Genomic DNA, 17,850 nt, shown 5'->3' on the forward strand with positions numbered 1-17,850 from the left:
CGGCGCGACCTCAGAGCGCGGCCAGCACCTCGCGGTCGGCTTCCACCTGTTGGCGCGTGAGCGCGGCGAGGCCGCGGTAGAACGACGTGCGCGCCCTGCCTTCCACGTCGTCGCAGAACGCGGGCACCCAGGCGCCCAGGTGGTCGTTCACGAAGGCGCGCTGAAACGCCGCGAGCTCGGCGGCGGCAGCCTCGTCGCCCTGCTCGCTCGCCCTTGCGGCGCGCTCGGCCAGCTCGCCCACGAACGCGCATTCGAGCGCGAGGTGATCCTCCGGCAGGCCGAAGTCGTCGGGCGCGTCGAGGCCTTGCGCGCGGTAGGCGGCCAGCACCTCGTCGCGGGCGTCCTGCATGAGCAGGCCTTCGGGGCTCGTGTACACCGACTCGTACGGCGGCACGGGGTGCGGCCCCATCCCTAAGAACAGGCGGTTGTAGTCGGCGGCCAGGTCGATGCGCAGCGCTTCGTCGTCCGCGGCGTCCCGGTCGGCCAGCTCGGCGAAGAACGGCGCGAGCGCATCGTCGGCAGGACGCGCTTCGCCGGCGGCGCGCAGCGCGGCGACGAACGCCGCGTCGGGCGCGGTGCGGTAGGCGCGCGAGAGGAAGCGGTAGGCGAGCGCGCGCTCGCCCATGAGCTCGGTGAAGTCGCAGGATTCCATGGAAGCTCCTCGTGGTTGGATGCGAACAGGCGGCCCGAGAGGCGCTCGCGCGCCCCTCGGGCGGGGAGGGAGGAGGCTGCGGGGAGGTGCAGCCTCCGAATCGTCGATCTTAGGACACGTACACGCTCGGGTTCGTCTCGCCCTCCATGCGCGCGCCGCCCTTCGCGACGGCCTGCTCCTCCATCTCGGAAAGCGGGCCGAAGTGCAGCGCCTGCATCGGGCAGGCCGCCACGCAGTGCGGGTCGCCGTCGTCGTTGCGGCCGATGGACAGGCACGTGTCGCACTTGTCCATCTTCAGCCCGCCGCCTTCCACCTCGCGGTACTGCGGCACCTCGAACGGGCAGGCCAGCGAGCAGGTCTTGCACCCGATGCACTTCTCGTCGTCCACCACCACGATGCCGTCTTCCTCGCGCTTGCTGATGGCGCCCTGCGGGCACTTCGCGAAGCAGGCGGGCTCTTCGCAGTGCATGCAGGACAGCGACTCGAACGTGCGCTTCACGGCGGGGAAGGTGCCCTCCACCGTCTCCTGCACGTTGCGGCGCGACACGGTGCCGGCCTCGATGTCGTGCCACTGCTTGCATGCTACCTGGCAGGCCCAGCATTTGATGCAACGGCTCGTGTCGACGTAGAATCCGTATTGCTCAGCCATCGTTTACCCCTCACTCTTCGAAATCTTCACGAGCGTCTGCTTGGCCATGGCCGAGGTGAACCCGTCGTAGTTGGCGATGTCGTCGTCGTAGAGCACGTTCACTTCGCTGCCGCCGTCGAGGCTGCCGTATCCGGGAAGGCCGAGCTCGTCGCAGGGCTCCCACCAGCCGCGCTTCGTCATGAGCACGTCGGGCGCGATGGGCTCGAAGTAGCGCGCCACCATCTTGATGGAACCGTGGGGCGACTCGATCTTCATCCAATCGCCGTCGGCGATGCCGTACTTCGCGCCGGTGGCGGGGTTGATCTTCACCCACGGCTCGGGCTGCAGCTCGCGCAGGTAGGGCACGTCGTGGTAGTAGCTGTGGTTGCACAGGCGGTAGGCGTGCACGTCGGAGATGACGAGCGGGTACTCGGCCGCCACGTCGGGCGTGCCGTCGAGGCTCTCGGGTGCGCCCTTGTACTCGGGCAGGCGCGAGATGGTGCCCGTGTCGGTGGCGTTGGGCTTGTCGCCGATCCAATCGTTGGCGCACTGCATCTTGCCGCCGGGCAGGTTCTCGAACATCTTCGCGTAGTTCTGGTACTCGGGCTCGGTGGGCTTGGCGCCGTCGGTGCGCTCCTTGAACACGTAGCCCTTTTCGCGCAGCTCTTCAAGCGTCACGCCCGAGCCGTCCAGCTGCTCGTTCAGCATCTTGTCGATGTCGCCGTCCCAGAAGTCCGCCCCGTAGCCCATCTTCACGGCCAGGTCGAGGTAGTACTGCCAGTCGGAGCGCGTCTCTCCCGGAGGCTCGGAGATCACCTGGTTGATGCCGATGAACGTGCCGGCGGGGGAGTTCTTCGTGGCGAACTGGTCGGCCGATTCGTACTGGGTGGTTGCCGGCAGCACGATGTCGGCGTAGTCGCACGACGAGTTCCACGCCGTGTCCATGACCACGTAGTAGTCGAGCTTCTTGAGCGCCTCGGCGATGGTCTTGGGCTGACGGGTGGCCGACATCGGGTTCGAGGACTGGCCGAACACGAATCGCAGCGGGTAGGGGTCTTCGGACAGGATGGACTGCAGGCCCTTGTTGTAGGCGGTCGTGGGGCCGGACTCCTGCGTCACCATGTCCTGGAACCAGCGCGGCGTCTCGGGCGCCACGAGCTTGGACACGCCGGCCATCCAGCCGTTCGCCTTGTCCTCTTCGCTCTCGGGCAGGCGGTCGGACAGCAGGTCGATCTCCTTGGTCTTGATGAGGGGTTCGGGCATGACCATGCCCGCCCCGCCGCCGCCGGCGATGCCGAGGTTGCCGGTGATGGCCTCGATGATGCAGGCGCACGCCACGGTCCAGTGGCCGTCGGCCGACTGGTCGCCGATGCCGTTGCCGCAGTTGATGCCCATGGGCTTCACGGTGCCCATGAGACGGCCGACTTCGACGATCTGCTCTTCGGGCAACCCGGTGATCTCGGCGGCCCAGGCGGGCGTGTACTGCTTCACGTGCTCGGCCAGCTCGTCGAAGCCGTTCGTCCAGTTCTCGACGAAGTCGTGGTCGTAGAGGTCCTCGCCGATGATGATGTTGAGGAAGGCGAGGGCCAGCGCGCCGTCGGTGCCGGGACGCACGGGCAGCCAGTAGTCGGCGTGCGCGCCGAGGCCTTCCTGCATCGGGCGGATGTCGACGATCTGCATGCCGTTTTCCTTGGCGTTCAGGCGGCCGTTCGGATTGCCCTGGTTGATGGCGGAGTTCTCGGAGTTGAAGCCCCAGACGATGAGCAGCTTCGTCTTGCCCAGCTGCCCGGGGGCCGTGTCGGTGGCCTTGCCGTGCACGGGGCCGCCGATGGTGACGAGGCGCGAGAACATGCGCTGCGAGTTGCAGATGGCCGAGTGCAGGTAGTTCGGCGAGCCGTGCACGTTGAGGAAGCGGCGGCCCAGGCTGCCCAGCACGGCGTAGTACTGCGGCGACAGCACGCCGTAGGATTCGGCTCCGTACTGTTCCTTTTGCTCCTTGAGCTTGGCGGCGATCTCATCGAGCGCTTGATCCCACGTGATCTGCTCGAACTTGCCTTCGCCCTTCTCGCCCGTGCGCTTCATGGGATAGAGCAGGCGGGTGGGCGAGTACACGGTGTGCATGGCGGCGTTGCCCTTGGCGCAGAGCGAGCGCGAGCCGCGGCCGTAGTTGTTGCCGGCTTCGGGGTTGCCCTCGACGTGCACCCAACGGCCGTCCTTGATGGTGCAGAGCGTGGAGCAGTGCGTGCGGGCGGGGCCGCACATCTTGCACCAGGCGTGCTTGACTTCGACGACGGCGTTGTCGTCGCCCGATGCCGCGGCGTCCTTGGTCTCGGACTCCTTCATCTCCTGCGGGGCGCACCCGCCCAGCATGGCTGCGGCACCCAGCGCGGCAGCGCCTTTGAAGAACGTTCTCCTCGTCAGTTCTGACATGATCCCTCCTCTTGGATCGAGTGGTTCGTGCGCGTCCCGTCCGTCGGCCCGTGCGGCTTGAGCCGCCCCTCCTTCGTGCACGTCTCCGACGTTTCCCCACGTTGCGCGCTCGAATCGCTTATGCGATGGCTCCACTTTAGGAAGCGCGCCGCCGTTTTGGAATCGTAGGTTTCTTAGCGTGGGAAAATCGTTTTCCCACCTGGGTCGACATAGGTTTTATATGAGGCGCGTTTGCGGTACAATGGCCGCCGACGCATGGCTGCCGCATCAAGCGGCACGGGGAGGGGGAGCCATGGAAACGGGAATCGTGGAGCGGATGGCCGCGGTGAAGCGGCATCTGAAGGCCGTCACGCTGGCCGACGTGTTCGACGTGCGCGCGCTCGGCTTCGCGCTGACGCTCGCGTGGTCGTCCATCGTGTTCTTCAGCACCATCGTGCACTTCTCGACGCGCAACGACGTGAGCCACTTCAACAGCGTGGTGGGCTTCTCGAGCGTAGGCGTGCTCGCGGTGCTGCTGCTGGGCGCGCTCATGCCGAAGCGCTTCGCCCGCGTCATGCGCCGCGGCCCGGTGCGCGCGCTCGCGCCGGCCGTCATGGCGGCGTCCACCGTCGTGCTCGTCGTGGTGGACCTCAACTTCTTCACGCAGCCCTGGTGCTCCCTCACGTCCACCGCGGCGGGCGCGGGGCTCGGCGTGCTGTATCTGGCCTGGGGCGACGAGTTCCGGCGGCTTGCGCCGGCACAGGCGGTGGTGAAGACGGCGTCGTCGTTTCTGCTGGCCGCCATTTTGTTCGCGCTCGTGGTCGCGCTGCCGCGCGCCGTGGGCGTGGGCGCCACCGTGCTGCTTCCCGTGGCGGTGGGCTTCATCCTGTTCGGGAAGGTGGGCGTGTGGAAGCGCGACGACGAGCCCGCCCCCGCCGCCTCGGCGTCGCTCAGGCGCGGGGCGTTCTCGCTGCGCGCGCTGCTGTCGCTCGGCGTGCTCTCGTTCGCCGAGTCGCTCATCCGCGCGCTGTTCTTCAACGCGTCGCCCATCATCAGCGAGGGCAGCTACCCGTGGCTCTTCCTCGTGGCCACCATGGCGTCCATCGCGCTCGTGTGCGTGCCGCTGTTCTCGGCGCGCGAGCTGGACGTGGCCGCGGCCTACCGCGCGGCGGTGCTCGCGCTCGGGTTCATGTTCCTGCTGCTGCCCATCCTCGATTTGGGATCGATGGCCGCCGACATCGTGGCGCTCACCATGTACGCGACGGTGACGCTGCTCGTGTGGATCGTGCTCGTGCGCATCACGGGGCTGTACGGCCTCGTGGCGCTGTTCTCGTTCGGCGTCGGGTGGGGCGCGCACGTGGCCGGCTCGCTCGCCGGCACGTTCGGCGGGGCGCTGCTCAGCTCGTTTCTCGACCTCGCGCCGCGCCTGCTGAGCATCGTGGAGCTCGGATGCGTGTGCCTGTTGTTCCTGGCCTACCTGTTCCTGTTCACCGACCGCTCCATGACGAGCCTCTTGGGCGTGCGCGCCTCAAGCGGCCGCCAGCCGTTTCGCGAGCGGTGCGAGCACGTGGCGGCCGACTACGACCTGACGCCGCGCGAGCAGGAGATCATGGCGCTCGTGGCGAAGGGCCGCTCCACGCCGCGCATCCAGGAGGCGCTCGGGCTGACGGCGGGCACGGTGAACACGCACCTCGCGCACCTGTACCGCAAGCTCGACGTGCACGACAAGCAGGAGCTCATCGACCTGCTGGAACGTCCTCAGGCCAAGTCGGAGCAGTAGCCGCGCTCCAGGATGCGCTTGTCGCTTTCGGGGAACAGGTGGGCGTACAGCGCCATGAAGTAGCTGTCGGTCATCGAGGCCATGTAGTCCACGACGATCTGGTTCGGGTCGCTCGCCAGGTACTCGTCGGCTGTGACCGCGCGCGACTTCGCGGCGAGCGAGGAGACGTGGTGCTTGAACACCGGCGAGCTCTCGTCGCCCGCTTCCAGGTCGGCCAGCAGGCGCGCGTACAGCTCCTCGAACATCTCCTCCACGATGTTGTCGCTGCCCTCCACCATGCCCTCGCGCTCGTAGATGAGCTCGTAGTTCTGGCGCTTGGCCAGCTTGAGGTCGGCGAACACCTCCTCGCTCAGCGCGATGCGGTCGGTGCCGTAGCTCGAATTGACGAGGTCCACCGTGAGGTTGTTGATGATGCGCGCGTTGTCGCGCCCGATCACCGTGCTGTCGAACACGTCGAGCGAGTCGATGACGCCCATGTCGAGCGCGTCGGCGCGGTCCTTGCCAACGTAGGCGATCATGTCGCTCACGCGCACGACGCAGCCCTCGAGCGTGGAAGGGCGCAGCGTCTTGATGGTGCGCTCGTCGGCGTTGCACGCTTCCACGAGTTCGTCGAGCGCGGCGAAGTCGGCCGTATCGCCCATGCGCAGCACCTGCTGGGCGAACTCGCCGTTGTGGCAGAGCACGCCGTCGAGCGTCTGCAGGCTCACGTTGCGCCGGTACAGCTGGTCGAGCACGCGCACCGAGTGCACGTTGTGGTTGAAGTAGCGTCCCGTGCGCCGGTGGTAGCACGCGCTCAGGTAGCGCTCGCCGGCATGGCCGAACGGCGTGTGCCCCACGTCGTGGCCGAGCGCGATGGCCTCGATGAGCTCCACGTTGAGGCCCAGAAGCGAGCCGATGCCGCGCGCCACGCGGCTCACCAGCTGCACGTGCAGGCCGCGGCGGCTGATGTCGTCGTTCTCCACGAACGAGAACACCTGCGTCTTGTCGGCGTAGCGGTTGTAGGCCGGCACGTTGAGTATCTTTTCGATGTCGCGCGCGAATGCGGGGCGCGTGAGCGTGGCGTCGTCGTGCGGGTTCTGCTCGCGGCGGAGCACCCGCGCGTCGTCGAAGCGGTGCGGATGCATGCGCCCGGCGGCGCGGTCGGCCCGGATGGCCTGCTCGATGGCGGGATCGAGCGTGAGGTAGGGGATATTCTCGTGTTCCATGCGCGTCCTCTTTCGTGTTGTTCGAGGACATTGTAGCGCATGGATGCACCCCGTACAAATGTTTCACGTGAAACATCGGCCGCGGGACGCATCCTCCGGTATTCTCCGTTCGGGGGATGGTATCCTCGGCGCCCGCGCGCTATCGTGGGCCCATCGGAACCATCGGGAGGAACGGCTATGAACCAAGCGGTAACCGGGCGCTACATCCATCGGAAGCGCAAGGAGAAGAACCTGACGCAGGCGCAGCTCGCCGAGCGGCTGGGCGTGTCGAACAAGACCGTGTCGAAGTGGGAGAACGGCAAGTGCATGCCCGACTACGGCATCGTGGAGGACCTGTGCGACGAGCTGGGCGTCACCATCGCCGAGCTCATGGACGGCGCGAGCGCCGCCGAGCGCGCCGGAGAGGGCGCCGTCGCCGCGCCCGACCGCGACGAGGCGCAGCGCACGGCGTTCGCCGGCATGCTGCTCGTCGCCATCGGCATCGCGCTGCTGGCGGTGTCGCGCACCCTCGGCGGCTCCGACGTGCGCGACCTGCTCTCCGGCGCGCTCATGGGAATCTCGCTCGCCGTGACGCTGGCAGGCGCCTACTGCATAGGCAAGACCCTGCGCAAACGCTAGAGGCTCTTTAGTAGCGGTACAGGGCGGCTATGCCGGTGTCGCCGGGCACCTGGGAGGCGTCGAGCTCGATGACCTCGGCGTCCTGGGCGAGCGCGGCGCGGGCGAACTGGTCGGCCAGCTCGGGGCCCTGGAAGCGGCCGTGCGGCTCGCGCTCGAACAGGGAGACCTCGCCCGTCTCGTCGTTGAAGCCGCCCGGGATGTAGGCGCCTTCGGCCAGGAACAGGGCGCGCACCTTGCGCTCCACGAGCGCGAGCCCGATGGCCTCGAGGTCCGATGCCGCCCCGCCGCGCCCGACGGCGTCCTCGTAGGCGCCCAGCAGCTCGACGGCGTGCGCCTCGCGGGCGTTCTCGATGACGTCTTTCGCGCGGGCCAGCAGCTCGGGCGCCTCGATGCCGCCCACGTCCTTCTCGATGCCCTCGTCGAGCAGGTGCTCGATGGTGGAGATACGGCGGAACATGGTCTGGTGCTCGGGCAGGCTCACCAGGATGACGGGCAGGTCGGTGCCCTGCACGAGGTGCTCGGCCACGGCCTTGTTCACGTAGCGGAAGAACTTCTCGGCCTCTTCCTTCTTCACGTCGTTGCGCGACTTGTACCCGTGGTAGGGCGGCAGGTGGTTCTCGAGCGACTCGTAGTCGAGCGCGCCCTCGTGGCCGTCGTAGACGAGCGGGAACTCCTCGCTGAACTCGTCGAGCACGCCCTGGGGCAGCTCGACGCGCTCAAGCGAACCGAAGTCGCCGTGGATGAACGCGAACCGGTCGGCCGACAGGCCCAGCAGGAAGTAGCGCGAACCCCAGCGGAAGTGCTTGAGCAGCGGCTTCACGTAGAAGCGCTCGCCCACGAGCGCGAGCGGCTCCACCGGGTAGCCCAGCTGGTATATATAGGTGCGATCGTTCGACACGAGGATGGCGAGCGCCCCCTCGGCCGCGGGTCCGAACAGCTCGTCGAGATGCGTGGCCACGTAGTCGAGCCGCGCGTCCACCCCCGTGTGCTCGCGATGCTCGCGTTGCTGGGCCAGCTTCTCCTTGGCCTCGTCGAGCAGGTTCTTGAACTGGATGCGGTCCTGATCGGTGTCCTGCGTGCGCCCGTGCGTGGGCAGGTACAGCGATACGAGGGGCGGCTCGACCTGCTCGAACAGGGCAGAATCGAAGTCCGCCAACAGCGTGATGTCGTCGTTCATGGCAAACCTCCATGTCAGTGATCGTGCGGAACGCCGCCGAAATCGGTCGGCCGATTCAGCATAGCAGCGCCCTCGGGCGCGTCCGAAACTGCCGCGGTTTTGTCAGCGTTCGTTAGGCGTCCTGTTAAGCGCGGCCCGTCGCGCGCCGTCGCGCGCGCTTGCGCTATACTGGGAGCCGTCAAACACGGAAAGGGAGCACATGAAGAACAAGGAGCGGATCTACGCGATCGTCGCGGTGCTGAGCTTCGTCGCGATGACGGCGAGCCTCGTGCTGGCATCCATGAACGCCGGTGAAGCGGGCCTCGGCTTGCGCGAGCTCGGTCCGGCGTTTGCGTGCGGGTTCGTGTTCCTGGTCAGCGTCGTGCTGGCGAAGCAGAACAGGCGGAGGTAGGGCGCACCCATGGCAGGCGGCATCAGCGAAGAGGACATCCAGAAGGTACGCGAGGCGAGCGATCTCGTCGCGGTCATCGGCGAACGCACGCCGGTGAAGCAGCGCGGGCGCGATTTCTGGTGCTGCTGCCCGCTGCACAACGAGAAGACCCCGTCGTTCAAGATCGATCCCGCGCTGCAGCTGTGGCATTGCTTCGGCTGCGGCGAGGGCGGCGACGTGTTCGGCTTCATCATGAAGACCGAGGACCTGTCGTTCCCCGAGGCCGTGCGCCGGCTGGCCGAGCGCGCGCACATCGAGATCGCCGAGAGCGGCGGGCGCAAGAGCATCGGCAGCAGCCGCAAGGCGCGCCTCAAGGCCATCTGCGACGAGACGGCCGCGTTCTACCACGCCCAGCTCATGCGCAACCCGAGCTCCGACGCGGCGGCGGCGCGCAGCTACCTGGGCGCCCGCGGCCTGGGCGGCGACGTGCCCAAAACCTGGCAGCTCGGCTTCGCGCCGGGGCGCGGCCAGCTCGTGCGCCACCTGTCGGCCAAGGGCTTCAAGCCCGACGAGATGGTGCAGGCCAACGTGGCGCTGTCGGGCGACGGCGGCAAGCTGCGCGACCGCTTCTACAACCGCGTCATGTTCCCCATCAACGACCCGCAGGGCGAGTGCATCGCCTTCGGCGGGCGCGTGGTGGGCAAAGGCGAGCCGAAGTACCTGAACTCCCAGGAAACGCCCCTGTTCCACAAGTCGCAGGTGCTCTACGGCATGGACAAGGCAAAGGCCGCCATGGCCTCCTCGGGCGTGGCCGTGGTGGTGGAGGGCTACACCGACGTGATCGCGCTGCACGAGGCGGGCGTGAAGAACGCCGTGGCCACGCTGGGCACCGCGCTCACCATGCGCCACATCCGCCTGCTGTCGCGCCACGCGCAGCATCGGATCGTCTACCTGTTCGACGGCGACGAGGCCGGGCAGCGCGCCGCCGACCGCGCGCTCGCGTTCATCGACGACTCCATGACCCCCGAGGCCGGCAAGAGCCGCATCGAGCTGGCCGCGGTCACGCTGCCGGACAACCTCGATCCGGCCGACTTCGTGGCCCATCGCGGGGCCGAGGAGCTGCAGAAGCTCATCGCGCATGCGCAGCCGCTGCTGAAGTACGGCATCGAGCGCCGTCTCGCGCGCCACGACCTCGGCCGCGCCGAGGGCCGCGCCGCCGCCCTCGCCGACGCGCTCGAGGTGCTCGCGCCCATCAAGGACTCCATGCTCGCGCGCGACTACGCCGTGCAGATAGCCACGAGCGTGCGCGCCCGCGAGCAGGACGTCATCGACCAGCTCGAGCACCTCAAGGCCCCGCGCGCCGAAGGCGAGCCCGACGAGCAGGCCGAAAGCGCCTCCGCCGCTCCCGCGTACGCGCCGCGCAGCCTGCCGCGCGCCGAGGTCAACCGCCGCCGCTTCGAGCGCCAGCTGCTCACGCTGGCCGCGCGCCGCCCCGACCTCGCGCTTCTGCACGCCGACGCGCTCGCGCAAACGCAGTGGCACGAGCAGGCGCACGCCGTGATCGCGCAGAGCATGCTCGACACCCTGGCCGACGACCCCGCCTCCTCGTCGGCGCGCCTCGTCACGGAGGCGTCGCGCGCGCTGCCGTCCGCCGCGAGCGTGCTCACGTCGGGCACCGTGTCGGAGACGTCGACGCCCGAGCGCCTGGCCGCATTCCTCGTGGAGGAGCTGGCCATCGGCGACGTCGAGGACGCCATCGGCTCGCTGCGCGCGCAGATCGCCGACCCCTCGCGCCTCGACCCCGACGAGCTCGAGATGCTCTACGAGACCGTGGCCGCCATGCAGCGCGACCTCAAGCTGCGCCGCGCCGCGCACAAGCCGCTTTCCTAGCCGGGTTGCCCGCGCCCCGCGTCCGGGCGGCGTGCGGGATGGTATACTCGACGAAGGAGAAAGGAGGAGCCCGTGAGCCCCTTCATCTGGTTAGCCGTCGCCGCCATCATGGCGGTGGCCGAGGTGGCGTCGTTCGGCCTCATCACCATGTGGTTCGTCATCGGCGCGCTCGTGGCGTTCGCCGCGAACCTGCTCGGCGTCGACCTGCTCGCCCAAATCGTCGTGTTCCTCGTCGTGTCCGTGGTGTGCCTCGTGGCCCTGCGCCCCGTGTTCGTGAAGTACCGCGACCGCGGCAAGCTGGAAGAGCCCACGCACGTCGGGCAGACCGCCATCGTGGTGGAGGACGTGAACAACGAGGGCCTGACCGGTCGCGTCGAAACCGACAACCGTATGACCTGGGCCGCCCGTTCCGCGGACGGTTCGTTCATTCCCGCAGGCGACGTCGTGCGCATCGTGGGGCAGGAAAGCGTGAAACTCATCGTCGAAAGGAAGGTGTCCTGACATGTTCACCCTCGATCCGCTGTTGATCGGCATCATCGTGGTGGTCGTGCTCGTGGTGCTGTTCTCCATCACGTGCATCAAGATCGTCCCGCAGGCCGAAGCCGCCATCGTCGAGCGTTTGGGCTCGTATCTGGCCACGTGGAACAACGGCCTGCACATCAAGGTGCCGTTCATCGACCACGTGCGCCCCTTCATCTCGCTCAAGGAGCAGGTGTTCGACTTCCCGCCGCAGCCCGTCATCACGAAGGACAACGTCACCATGTCCATCGACACGGTGGTGTTCTTCAAGATCATGGACCCGAAGCTGTACTGCTACGGCGTGGAGAACCCCATCATCGCCATCGAGAACCTGTCGGCCACCACGCTGCGCAACATCATCGGCGACTTGGACCTCGACACCACGCTCACCTCGCGCGACACCATCAACGCGAAGATGCGCTCCATCCTCGACGAGGCCACCGACGCGTGGGGCATCAAGGTGAACCGCGTCGAGGTGAAGAACATCACGCCGCCCGCCGCCATCCAGCAGGCCATGGAGAAGCAGATGAAGGCCGAGCGCGAAAAGCGCGAGGCGGTGCTTTTGGCCGAAGGCGAGAAGCAGGCCGCCATCACCATCGCCGAGGGCAACAAGCAGGCGCAGATCCTCGCCGCCGAAGGCGAGAAGCAGAAGGTCATCCTCGCGGCCGAGGCCGACCGCGAGAAGCAGATCCGCGAGGCCGAGGGCCAGGCCCAGGCCATCAAGGACGTGCAGCAGGCCACGGCCGACGGCATCCGCATGGTGCGCGAGGCCGGCGCCGACAACGCCGTGCTCACCCTGCAGGCGTTCGAGGCGCTCAAGAAGGTGGCCGACGGCAAGGCGACGAAGCTCATCATCCCCTCGGATATCCAGGGTTTGGCCGGCTTGGCCGCCAGCCTCAAGGAGATCGTGGTGGACGAGAAGAAGGACGGCGGCATCGCGTAGAAGCGCAGACGTCTCTTCCCCTTCCCACCTCGCGTTTTGTGGAGCTTTCGGCGATGATATGGACAAGCCGCGCTCAAAACCGGACAATACGAATCCAGCGATTGTAACCGCGCCGCCCTCATTCGGGCGGCGCGTCCCATAGAAACCCGAAGGACGTGTTGACCGTGATTTCCATCGTGCAATCTCCCAACCCCATTCTGAACCAGGTGTGCGACCCGTGCGACCTGGACGACAAGAGTCTGAAGAAGCTGGCCAAGCAGATGGCCCGCGCCATGTACAAGAACGACGGCTGCGGCATCGCCGCGCCGCAGCTCGGCGTGACGAAGCGCCTCGTGGTGATCGACTGCGATCAGGACGACGGCGAGCAGAACCCCATCGCGCTCGTGAACCCCGTGCTCGTGGACACGCAGGGCGATCCCATCGTGGTGGGCGAGGGCTGCCTGTCGTGCCCCGGCATCTCGGTTCCCATCGCCCGCCCGCCGTTCGCGCGGGTGCGCTACTTCGACCTCGACGGCGAGGAGTGGGAGATCGAGGGCGACGAGCTGCTCGGCCGCTGCCTGCAGCACGAGCTCGACCACCTCGACGGCGTCACCATGTTCGAGCGCTGCGATCCGCTCGTGCGCATCCAGGCGCTGCGCGATTACGAGATAGCGCTCGCCGCCGGTGCGAAGCCGGGCGAGACCTCGCTCGAAGCGCGGGTGCGTTAACATGCGGGTCGTGTTCATGGGCACGCCGGAATTCGCGGCGACCATCCTCGACGACCTGGTGCAACATCATGACGTGGTAGCCGTCTACACCCGTCCCGACGCGGTGCGCGGCCGCGGCAAGCGCCTTGAGCCGTCGCCGGTGAAGGTGGTGGCCGAGCGCCATGGGCTCGCCGTGCTCACGCCGCGCACCCTGCGCGACGAGGAGGCGCAGCGCGAGCTGGCCGCCTTCCGGCCCGACGTCATCTGCGTGGCGGCCTACGGCGCCATCCTGCCGAAGGCCGTGCTCGACATCCCGACGCACGGCTGCCTCAACGTGCACGCGTCGCTGCTGCCCCGGTGGCGCGGCGCCGCTCCCATCGAGCGCGCCATCCTGGCGGGCGACGAGGAGGCGGGCGTGTGCATCATGCGCATGGAGGAAGGCCTCGACACGGGGGCCTACTGCGTGTGCCGCACGGCCGTCGTGGGACGCAAGAACGCCGCCGCCCTCACCGACGAGCTGGCGAATCTGGGCTCGCATGCCCTGCTCACCGCGCTCGTGCACGTGGAGGAGGGCGCGGCCGACTGGACCGAGCAGGACGAGGACGAGGTGACCTACGCTTCCAAGATCGAGAAGCGCGAGCTCGACCTGGCGCCGGACGATGCGGCCGTGACGGTGGAGCGCAAGGTGCAGGCCTCGAGCGCGGCGCACCCGTCGCGCGCGGTGGTGGCCGGCCGCGGCGTGACCGTGCTCGACGTTTCGGCGCCCGAAGGGGCGCAGGCGCGCGAGCTGGCGGCGGGGCTCGAACCCGGCGCTGTGCGCTTCGCGGGAAAGCGCCTGTTCCTCGGCGCGGCCGACGGAGCGGTGGAAGTACATGAAGTGAAGCCTGACGGCAAGCAGGCCATGGACGCGCGTTCGTTCGCCGCGGGCATCCAGGGAATCAAAGACGGCGGCCTGACGTGGGAGGAACTGCATGCCTGAGAAACTTGAACGACCCGAGAACCACCAGCCGAAAGGCTATGCCGGCCCCGCCGGCGCGCCGAAGAAGCAGCGTTCCAAGGCGAGCCCCGCCCGCCTGGCCGCGCTCGACGTGGTGCGCGCCGTGCGCGAGCGCGACGCGTTCGCGCAGGACGTCATCGGCACGCGCATCGACCGCTCCGACCTCTCGTCGGAAGATCGCGCCTTCGCCACGAAGCTGGCTCTGGGCGTGGTGAGCTCGACGGGCGCCCTCGACGACGTCATCGACCGGGCGCTCAACGATCCGGCCGACGTGAAGCCCGACGTGCGCGACGCGCTGCGTCTCAGCACCTACGAGATCATCTTCCTGGGCAAGTCGCCGCATGCGGCCGTCGACCAGGGCGTCGAGCTCGTGCGCTCGTTCGCGAATAGCGCGAGCGGCCTGGCCAACGCGGTGCTGCGCAAGGTCGTGCTGCTGCGCCAGTCGTTCCCGTTCGGCGATCCCGCGCGCGACCTCGAGGCGCTCGCCCGCCTGCACGCGTTTCCCGTGTGGCTCGTGCGCAAGCTCGTCGCCGATCTGGGGCCGCAGGCGGCCATCGAGTTCATGCGCGCCTCGAACGACCAGGCGCCCCTGTTCATCGCCGTCAACGCCGCGAAGACGAACGACGAGGCGCTCGTGGCCGCGTTCGCGAAGCTCGACGAGGACCTCGAGCCCGTGGCCATCGATGACGGGATCGTGCCCGGCTGCTACCGCGTGCTCGACACGCGCGCGCTGCTGCTGCCCGAGGTGAAGCGCCTGTTCTCGCAGGGCAAGATCCTCGTGTCCGACGCCGCCTCGCAGCTGGTGGCAGCTTCGGTGCTGCCCGAGCAGAAGCCCGGCTCGCTGCTGGAAGTGGGCGCGGGCCGCGCCACGAAAACCATCCTGCTGCAGAGCGACGCGACGCGCGCGTACGGCTCGCAGCTCGTGCTCGCCACGCTCGACAACCACGCGTTCAAGACGAAGCTGCTGCTCGAGCGCGCCGAACGCTACGGCGCGGAGGTGGCCGAGGCGCTCACGGGCGACGCGCTCGAGCTGGACGCCGTGGTGGGCGAGCGCCGCTTCGACGAGATATTCATCGACGCGCCGTGCTCGGGGCTGGGCACGCTGCGCCGCCATCCCGAGATCCGCTGGCGCATCGCGCCCGCCGACATCGTGGAGTTCGCGCGCGTGCAGCTGGGCATGCTGCAGGCGGCCGCCCCGCACGTGGAGGTGGGCGGTACGCTCGCGTACGCCACGTGCACGGTGACGCGCGAGGAGAACAACGGCGTGGTGAAGGCGTTCCTCGAGAGCGAGGCCGGCAGCGGCTTCGAGCTCGCGCCCATCAACGGCCGCGCCTGCGTGGCCACGCGCCTGTCCGTCGGATCGTCGGACGCGCACTTCGCGGTGCGGTTCGTCCGCACGGCGTAGCGCCGGGCGCTCGGGCGCCGTGCCGGGCATGGAGGAGAAGACCACGCTGTTCGCGTACGTCTACTGGAGCATCCAGCAGGACATCGTCGCCGGCGTGCTGCCGCACGGCTCCGCGCTGCCCTCGCTGCGCCAGCTTGCGGCGCGCTACCACGTGGGCATGCGCACCGCGCGCGACGTCATGGCCGCGCTGCGCGAGGACGGCTACATCGAAACGCACGAGCGCAGGCGCGCCACGGTGCGCTACGGCGACGGCGCGTCGGACGAGGCGGCGCAGGCGGCTGCGGCGCTGCTCGCGCGCCGCGCCACCATCGAGCAATCCCTGGACACGATGGCGCTCGTCATGCCGGCGGCGTTCGCGGCCTGCGCGGCGGGGCGCTTGCGGGGCGGCCGCGGCTCGTTTCGCCTCGACGGGGGCGGTCGGCGCACGTCGGCGGACGACCTGGGAACCTCGTCCATGGTGCTGCACGAGGTGCTCGAGGCGGCGGGCAACGCGACGCTGTCCGCGTGCTACGCGCGGCTCGAGCGCGCGGCCGTGCTGCCGCAGGTGCGGGGGTTCGCCCATCCCCACGAGGAGGCGCGCCGGGCGGGCCGCGGCCTGTACGCCGGCGCCGTCGCGGCGCTGTCGGCGGGCGACGAGGAGCTGACGCGGACGCGCTTCGAGGCGCTGTACGCCGATGCCGTCGAGCGCGCGGCCCGGTACTTCGACGCGGTGGCAGCCGCGTTCCCTGAGATCGAGACGCTGCCGCCCGCGTTCGAATGGAACGCGAAGGCGGGGCGCGTGTACGCCCACGCCGAGGTGGCGCGCGACCTCGTGGCGTCCATCGCCACGGGCGCGTTGGCGCCGGGCTCGTTCCTGCCGTCCATCGACGAGCTGTCCGCGCGCTACGCCGTGTCGCCCATCACCGTGCGCCGGGCGCTCGGCATGCTGCGCGACCTCGGCGTGGCCGAAACCATCAACGGCCGCGGCACGCGCGTGGCCTCCTCGACGCTGCGCTTCGAGGGCGGTGCGGGCGGCGAGAACGCGTTTCGCGCGGGCATCGAGGTGTTCCTCGACGCGCTCGAACTGCTCGTGGAGGTGCTGCCCCTCGCCGCGCGTCAGGCGTTCGGTGCGCTCGCGGCCGCGCCGGAGGCGGGCGATGCCGCAGGGCGCGCAGGCGGCGACGGCGAGGACTGGTCGCTCCCGGGTGACCTCATGCGGGCGCTTGCCGCCGCCCAGCCGCTCCAGCCCTTCCGCGTCATCCTCGAAGAGCTCGAGGAGCTGCTGCACTGGGGCTACGTGTTCCTGTTGGCCCGTCCCGGCAGCGACGCGCGCCGGCAGCTCATGGCCTGCGCGCGCCGTGCGGCGCACGCGCTCGCGGACGGCGACGAGCGCGCCTACGCCGACGCCCTGGCGGCGTACTACCGCACCATGCTCGTGGAAATCCGCGGCTACCTCGCGCAGACCGGGATCTCGGCGTAGCGCTCGCGGGCCCATGCCTCGAACTCGTCCACGGGCAGCGGCGCCGCATGCACGAACCCCTGCACGGCGTCGCAGCCGATGGCGCGCAGAAACGCAACCTGCTCCGGCGTCTCCACGCCTTCGGCGACCGCCGACACCCCCAGCTTGTGCGCCAGCTGCACGATGCTCTCCACCACGTCGCGGGTGCGTTGCGTCTCGTCGAGGAAGAAGGTGCGATCGAGCTTGACGGCGTCTACGTCGAACCGCGCGAGCAGCCCGAGCGACGAGAAGCCGGCCCCGAAATCGTCGAGCGAGCAGCGGAATCCGTGGCGGTGCATCTCGCGCACCGCCCGCGCGACGCGCTCGATGCCCTCGTCGTCGAGGAACACGGACTCGGTCAGCTCCATCTCGATGATGCCGGGCGCCCCGCCGTAGCGGTGCGCGATGCGCGCGAACCGCTCGATGAACGCGTCGTCCTGCACGTGCAGGCGCGAGAGGTTGACCGAGAGGGGGAGCGCCGCGCCCTTCTCGCGCATCCATCGCGCTTCGAGGGCGCAGGCCTGCTCGAACATGTGAAGATCGAGATCCAGGATGCCGCCGCTGCGTTCGAGCGCGGGGATGAACGCAGCGGGGGAGATCATGCCGCGCTCGGGATGCGCCCAGCGGACGAGTGCCTCCGCGCCCGCGAGCGACCCGTCGGAGGGCCGCACCTTCGGCTGCAGGTAGAGGACGAAGTCGCCGCGCTCGAGGGCGGCGTCCAGCTCGTCGTCGAACTCCTCCTCGCGTTGCGGGCGTCCGACCTCGTCCGCATCGCAGGATGCGCCGCGCACCCCCTGTTCGGCGGCGGCACGTTCGAGGCGGCGCCTCATGCGCCGCTCGCGCTTAAGGGCCGCGCTCAGGGCGGTATGCCCCGCGGCGCGGCGGCGCGACGCTCCGGCCGCCTTGCGGCGCCGCGTGCGCGATTGCGCCCGCGCGTCAACGGTTCTCCTGCGATCATCTCCCATAGGCGCTCCCTTCCGGCTCCTAGCTTGTATATGACGTACACAGATTTTACTTTGGAACCTACCAGAAACGGCGCGCTTGCGCAAGACGGGGCCTGCCGTTCGTGGATGCGCGCAGATATTTCCTCCATT

The 17,850-nt window shown here is 68.9% G+C and carries 16 protein-coding genes; 10 read left to right on the forward strand and 6 right to left on the reverse strand.

The features are described 5' to 3' along the window. Positions 1-10 precede the first annotated feature (10 nt). The 3 genes from C1876_RS14470 to C1876_RS14480 form a co-directional block, all read right to left on the reverse strand. Complete coding sequence (locus tag C1876_RS14470; protein ID WP_114547435.1) at positions 11-652, reverse strand: TorD/DmsD family molecular chaperone; 642 nt, start codon at positions 650-652, stop codon at positions 11-13. 109 nt (positions 653-761) lie between these two features. Continuing rightward, positions 762-1,301: a 4Fe-4S dicluster domain-containing protein gene (locus tag C1876_RS14475; protein WP_114547436.1), complete on the reverse strand. Its 540-nt coding sequence runs from the start codon at positions 1,299-1,301 to the stop codon at positions 762-764. 3 nt (positions 1,302-1,304) lie between these two features. Next, complete coding sequence (locus C1876_RS14480) at positions 1,305-3,710, reverse strand: molybdopterin-containing oxidoreductase family protein (RefSeq protein ID WP_114547437.1); 2,406 nt, start codon at positions 3,708-3,710, stop codon at positions 1,305-1,307. 292 nt (positions 3,711-4,002) lie between these two features. On the opposite strand from C1876_RS14480, the gene C1876_RS14485 reads away from it, so the two are divergent. Then, entirely contained in the window at positions 4,003-5,469 is a 1,467-nt protein-coding gene (locus C1876_RS14485) for a helix-turn-helix transcriptional regulator (protein WP_158544705.1), read from the forward strand. Here C1876_RS14485 and C1876_RS14490 read toward each other — a convergent pair. Then, the gene (locus C1876_RS14490) at positions 5,448-6,674 is read right to left on the reverse strand and encodes a deoxyguanosinetriphosphate triphosphohydrolase family protein (protein WP_114547439.1); all 1,227 of its coding nucleotides are present in this window, start codon (positions 6,672-6,674) and stop codon (positions 5,448-5,450) included. The genes C1876_RS14485 and C1876_RS14490 overlap by 22 nt on opposite strands. A 177-nt stretch (positions 6,675-6,851) precedes the next feature. Here C1876_RS14490 and C1876_RS14495 point away from each other — a divergent pair, with 177 nt between their 5' ends. Beyond that, positions 6,852-7,292 carry a helix-turn-helix domain-containing protein gene (locus C1876_RS14495; RefSeq protein WP_114547440.1) on the forward strand — a complete coding sequence of 147 codons (441 nt, stop codon included), beginning with the start codon at positions 6,852-6,854 and terminating at the stop codon, positions 7,290-7,292. Between the two features lie 7 nt (positions 7,293-7,299). Here the strand turns inward: C1876_RS14495 and C1876_RS14500 are convergent, their stop codons facing one another. Beyond that, on the reverse strand, positions 7,300-8,469 hold the full coding sequence (locus tag C1876_RS14500; RefSeq protein ID WP_114547441.1) for a baeRF8 domain-containing protein: 1,170 nt from the start codon (positions 8,467-8,469) through the stop codon (positions 7,300-7,302). A gap of 199 nt (positions 8,470-8,668) precedes the next feature. Between C1876_RS14500 and C1876_RS14505 the strand changes: the two genes are divergently transcribed. The 8 genes from C1876_RS14505 (at position 8,669) to C1876_RS14540 (ending at position 16,738) form a co-directional block, all read left to right on the forward strand. Next, positions 8,669-8,860: a hypothetical protein gene (locus C1876_RS14505; RefSeq protein ID WP_114547442.1), complete on the forward strand. Its 192-nt coding sequence runs from the start codon at positions 8,669-8,671 to the stop codon at positions 8,858-8,860. Between the two features lie 9 nt (positions 8,861-8,869). Then, entirely contained in the window at positions 8,870-10,729 is a 1,860-nt protein-coding gene (gene dnaG, locus C1876_RS14510) for a DNA primase (protein ID WP_114547443.1), read from the forward strand. A 72-nt stretch (positions 10,730-10,801) separates the two neighbouring features. Then, on the forward strand, positions 10,802-11,230 hold the full coding sequence (locus C1876_RS14515; RefSeq protein ID WP_114547444.1) for an NfeD family protein: 429 nt from the start codon (positions 10,802-10,804) through the stop codon (positions 11,228-11,230). 1 nt (position 11,231) lies between these two features. Next, positions 11,232-12,191 (forward strand): SPFH domain-containing protein, encoded by a 960-nt coding sequence (locus tag C1876_RS14520; protein WP_114547445.1) that lies wholly within the window; start codon positions 11,232-11,234, stop codon positions 12,189-12,191. A gap of 155 nt (positions 12,192-12,346) precedes the next feature. Then, positions 12,347-12,898, forward strand: a complete 552-nt coding sequence (gene def / locus C1876_RS14525) for a peptide deformylase (protein WP_114547446.1) — start codon at positions 12,347-12,349, stop codon at positions 12,896-12,898. Position 12,899: 1 nt separating this feature from the next. Continuing rightward, a complete protein-coding gene (gene fmt, locus C1876_RS14530) occupies positions 12,900-13,856 on the forward strand; it encodes a methionyl-tRNA formyltransferase (RefSeq protein ID WP_114547447.1) in 957 nt (318 codons plus the stop codon). Continuing rightward, positions 13,849-15,279: a transcription antitermination factor NusB gene (locus C1876_RS14535; RefSeq protein ID WP_114547448.1), complete on the forward strand. Its 1,431-nt coding sequence runs from the start codon at positions 13,849-13,851 to the stop codon at positions 15,277-15,279. Before fmt ends, C1876_RS14535 begins: the two co-directional genes overlap by 8 nt. A gap of 28 nt (positions 15,280-15,307) precedes the next feature. Next, entirely contained in the window at positions 15,308-16,738 is a 1,431-nt protein-coding gene (locus tag C1876_RS14540; protein WP_114547449.1) for a winged helix-turn-helix domain-containing protein, read from the forward strand. Here C1876_RS14540 and C1876_RS14545 read toward each other — a convergent pair. Next, entirely contained in the window at positions 16,708-17,721 is a 1,014-nt protein-coding gene (locus C1876_RS14545) for an EAL domain-containing protein (protein ID WP_114547450.1), read from the reverse strand. The genes C1876_RS14540 and C1876_RS14545 overlap by 31 nt on opposite strands. Between the last annotated feature and the right edge of the window lie 129 nt (positions 17,722-17,850).

It is taken from the genome of Eggerthella sinensis (assembly GCF_003339815.1).
GTDB classification, from domain to species: Bacteria; Actinomycetota; Coriobacteriia; order Coriobacteriales; family Eggerthellaceae; genus Eggerthella; species Eggerthella sinensis.

Coding starts and splice junctions, on each gene's coding strand:
- C1876_RS14490 (WP_114547439.1), bottom strand. CDS start 6,674: ATGGAACACGAGAATATCCCCTACCTCACGCTCGATCCCGCCATCGAG.
- C1876_RS14545 (WP_114547450.1), bottom strand. CDS start 17,721: ATGGGAGATGATCGCAGGAGAACCGTTGACGCGCGGGCGCAATCGCGC.
- C1876_RS14470 (WP_114547435.1), bottom strand. CDS start 652: ATGGAATCCTGCGACTTCACCGAGCTCATGGGCGAGCGCGCGCTCGCC.
- C1876_RS14475 (WP_114547436.1), bottom strand. CDS start 1,301: ATGGCTGAGCAATACGGATTCTACGTCGACACGAGCCGTTGCATCAAA.
- C1876_RS14480 (WP_114547437.1), bottom strand. CDS start 3,710: ATGTCAGAACTGACGAGGAGAACGTTCTTCAAAGGCGCTGCCGCGCTG.
- dnaG (WP_114547443.1), top strand. CDS start 8,870: ATGGCAGGCGGCATCAGCGAAGAGGACATCCAGAAGGTACGCGAGGCG.
- C1876_RS14535 (WP_114547448.1), top strand. CDS start 13,849: ATGCCTGAGAAACTTGAACGACCCGAGAACCACCAGCCGAAAGGCTAT.
- fmt (WP_114547447.1), top strand. CDS start 12,900: ATGCGGGTCGTGTTCATGGGCACGCCGGAATTCGCGGCGACCATCCTC.
- C1876_RS14520 (WP_114547445.1), top strand. CDS start 11,232: ATGTTCACCCTCGATCCGCTGTTGATCGGCATCATCGTGGTGGTCGTG.
- C1876_RS14500 (WP_114547441.1), bottom strand. CDS start 8,469: ATGAACGACGACATCACGCTGTTGGCGGACTTCGATTCTGCCCTGTTC.
- C1876_RS14540 (WP_114547449.1), top strand. CDS start 15,308: ATGGAGGAGAAGACCACGCTGTTCGCGTACGTCTACTGGAGCATCCAG.
- C1876_RS14485 (WP_158544705.1), top strand. CDS start 4,003: ATGGAAACGGGAATCGTGGAGCGGATGGCCGCGGTGAAGCGGCATCTG.
- C1876_RS14505 (WP_114547442.1), top strand. CDS start 8,669: ATGAAGAACAAGGAGCGGATCTACGCGATCGTCGCGGTGCTGAGCTTC.
- C1876_RS14495 (WP_114547440.1), top strand. CDS start 6,852: ATGAACCAAGCGGTAACCGGGCGCTACATCCATCGGAAGCGCAAGGAG.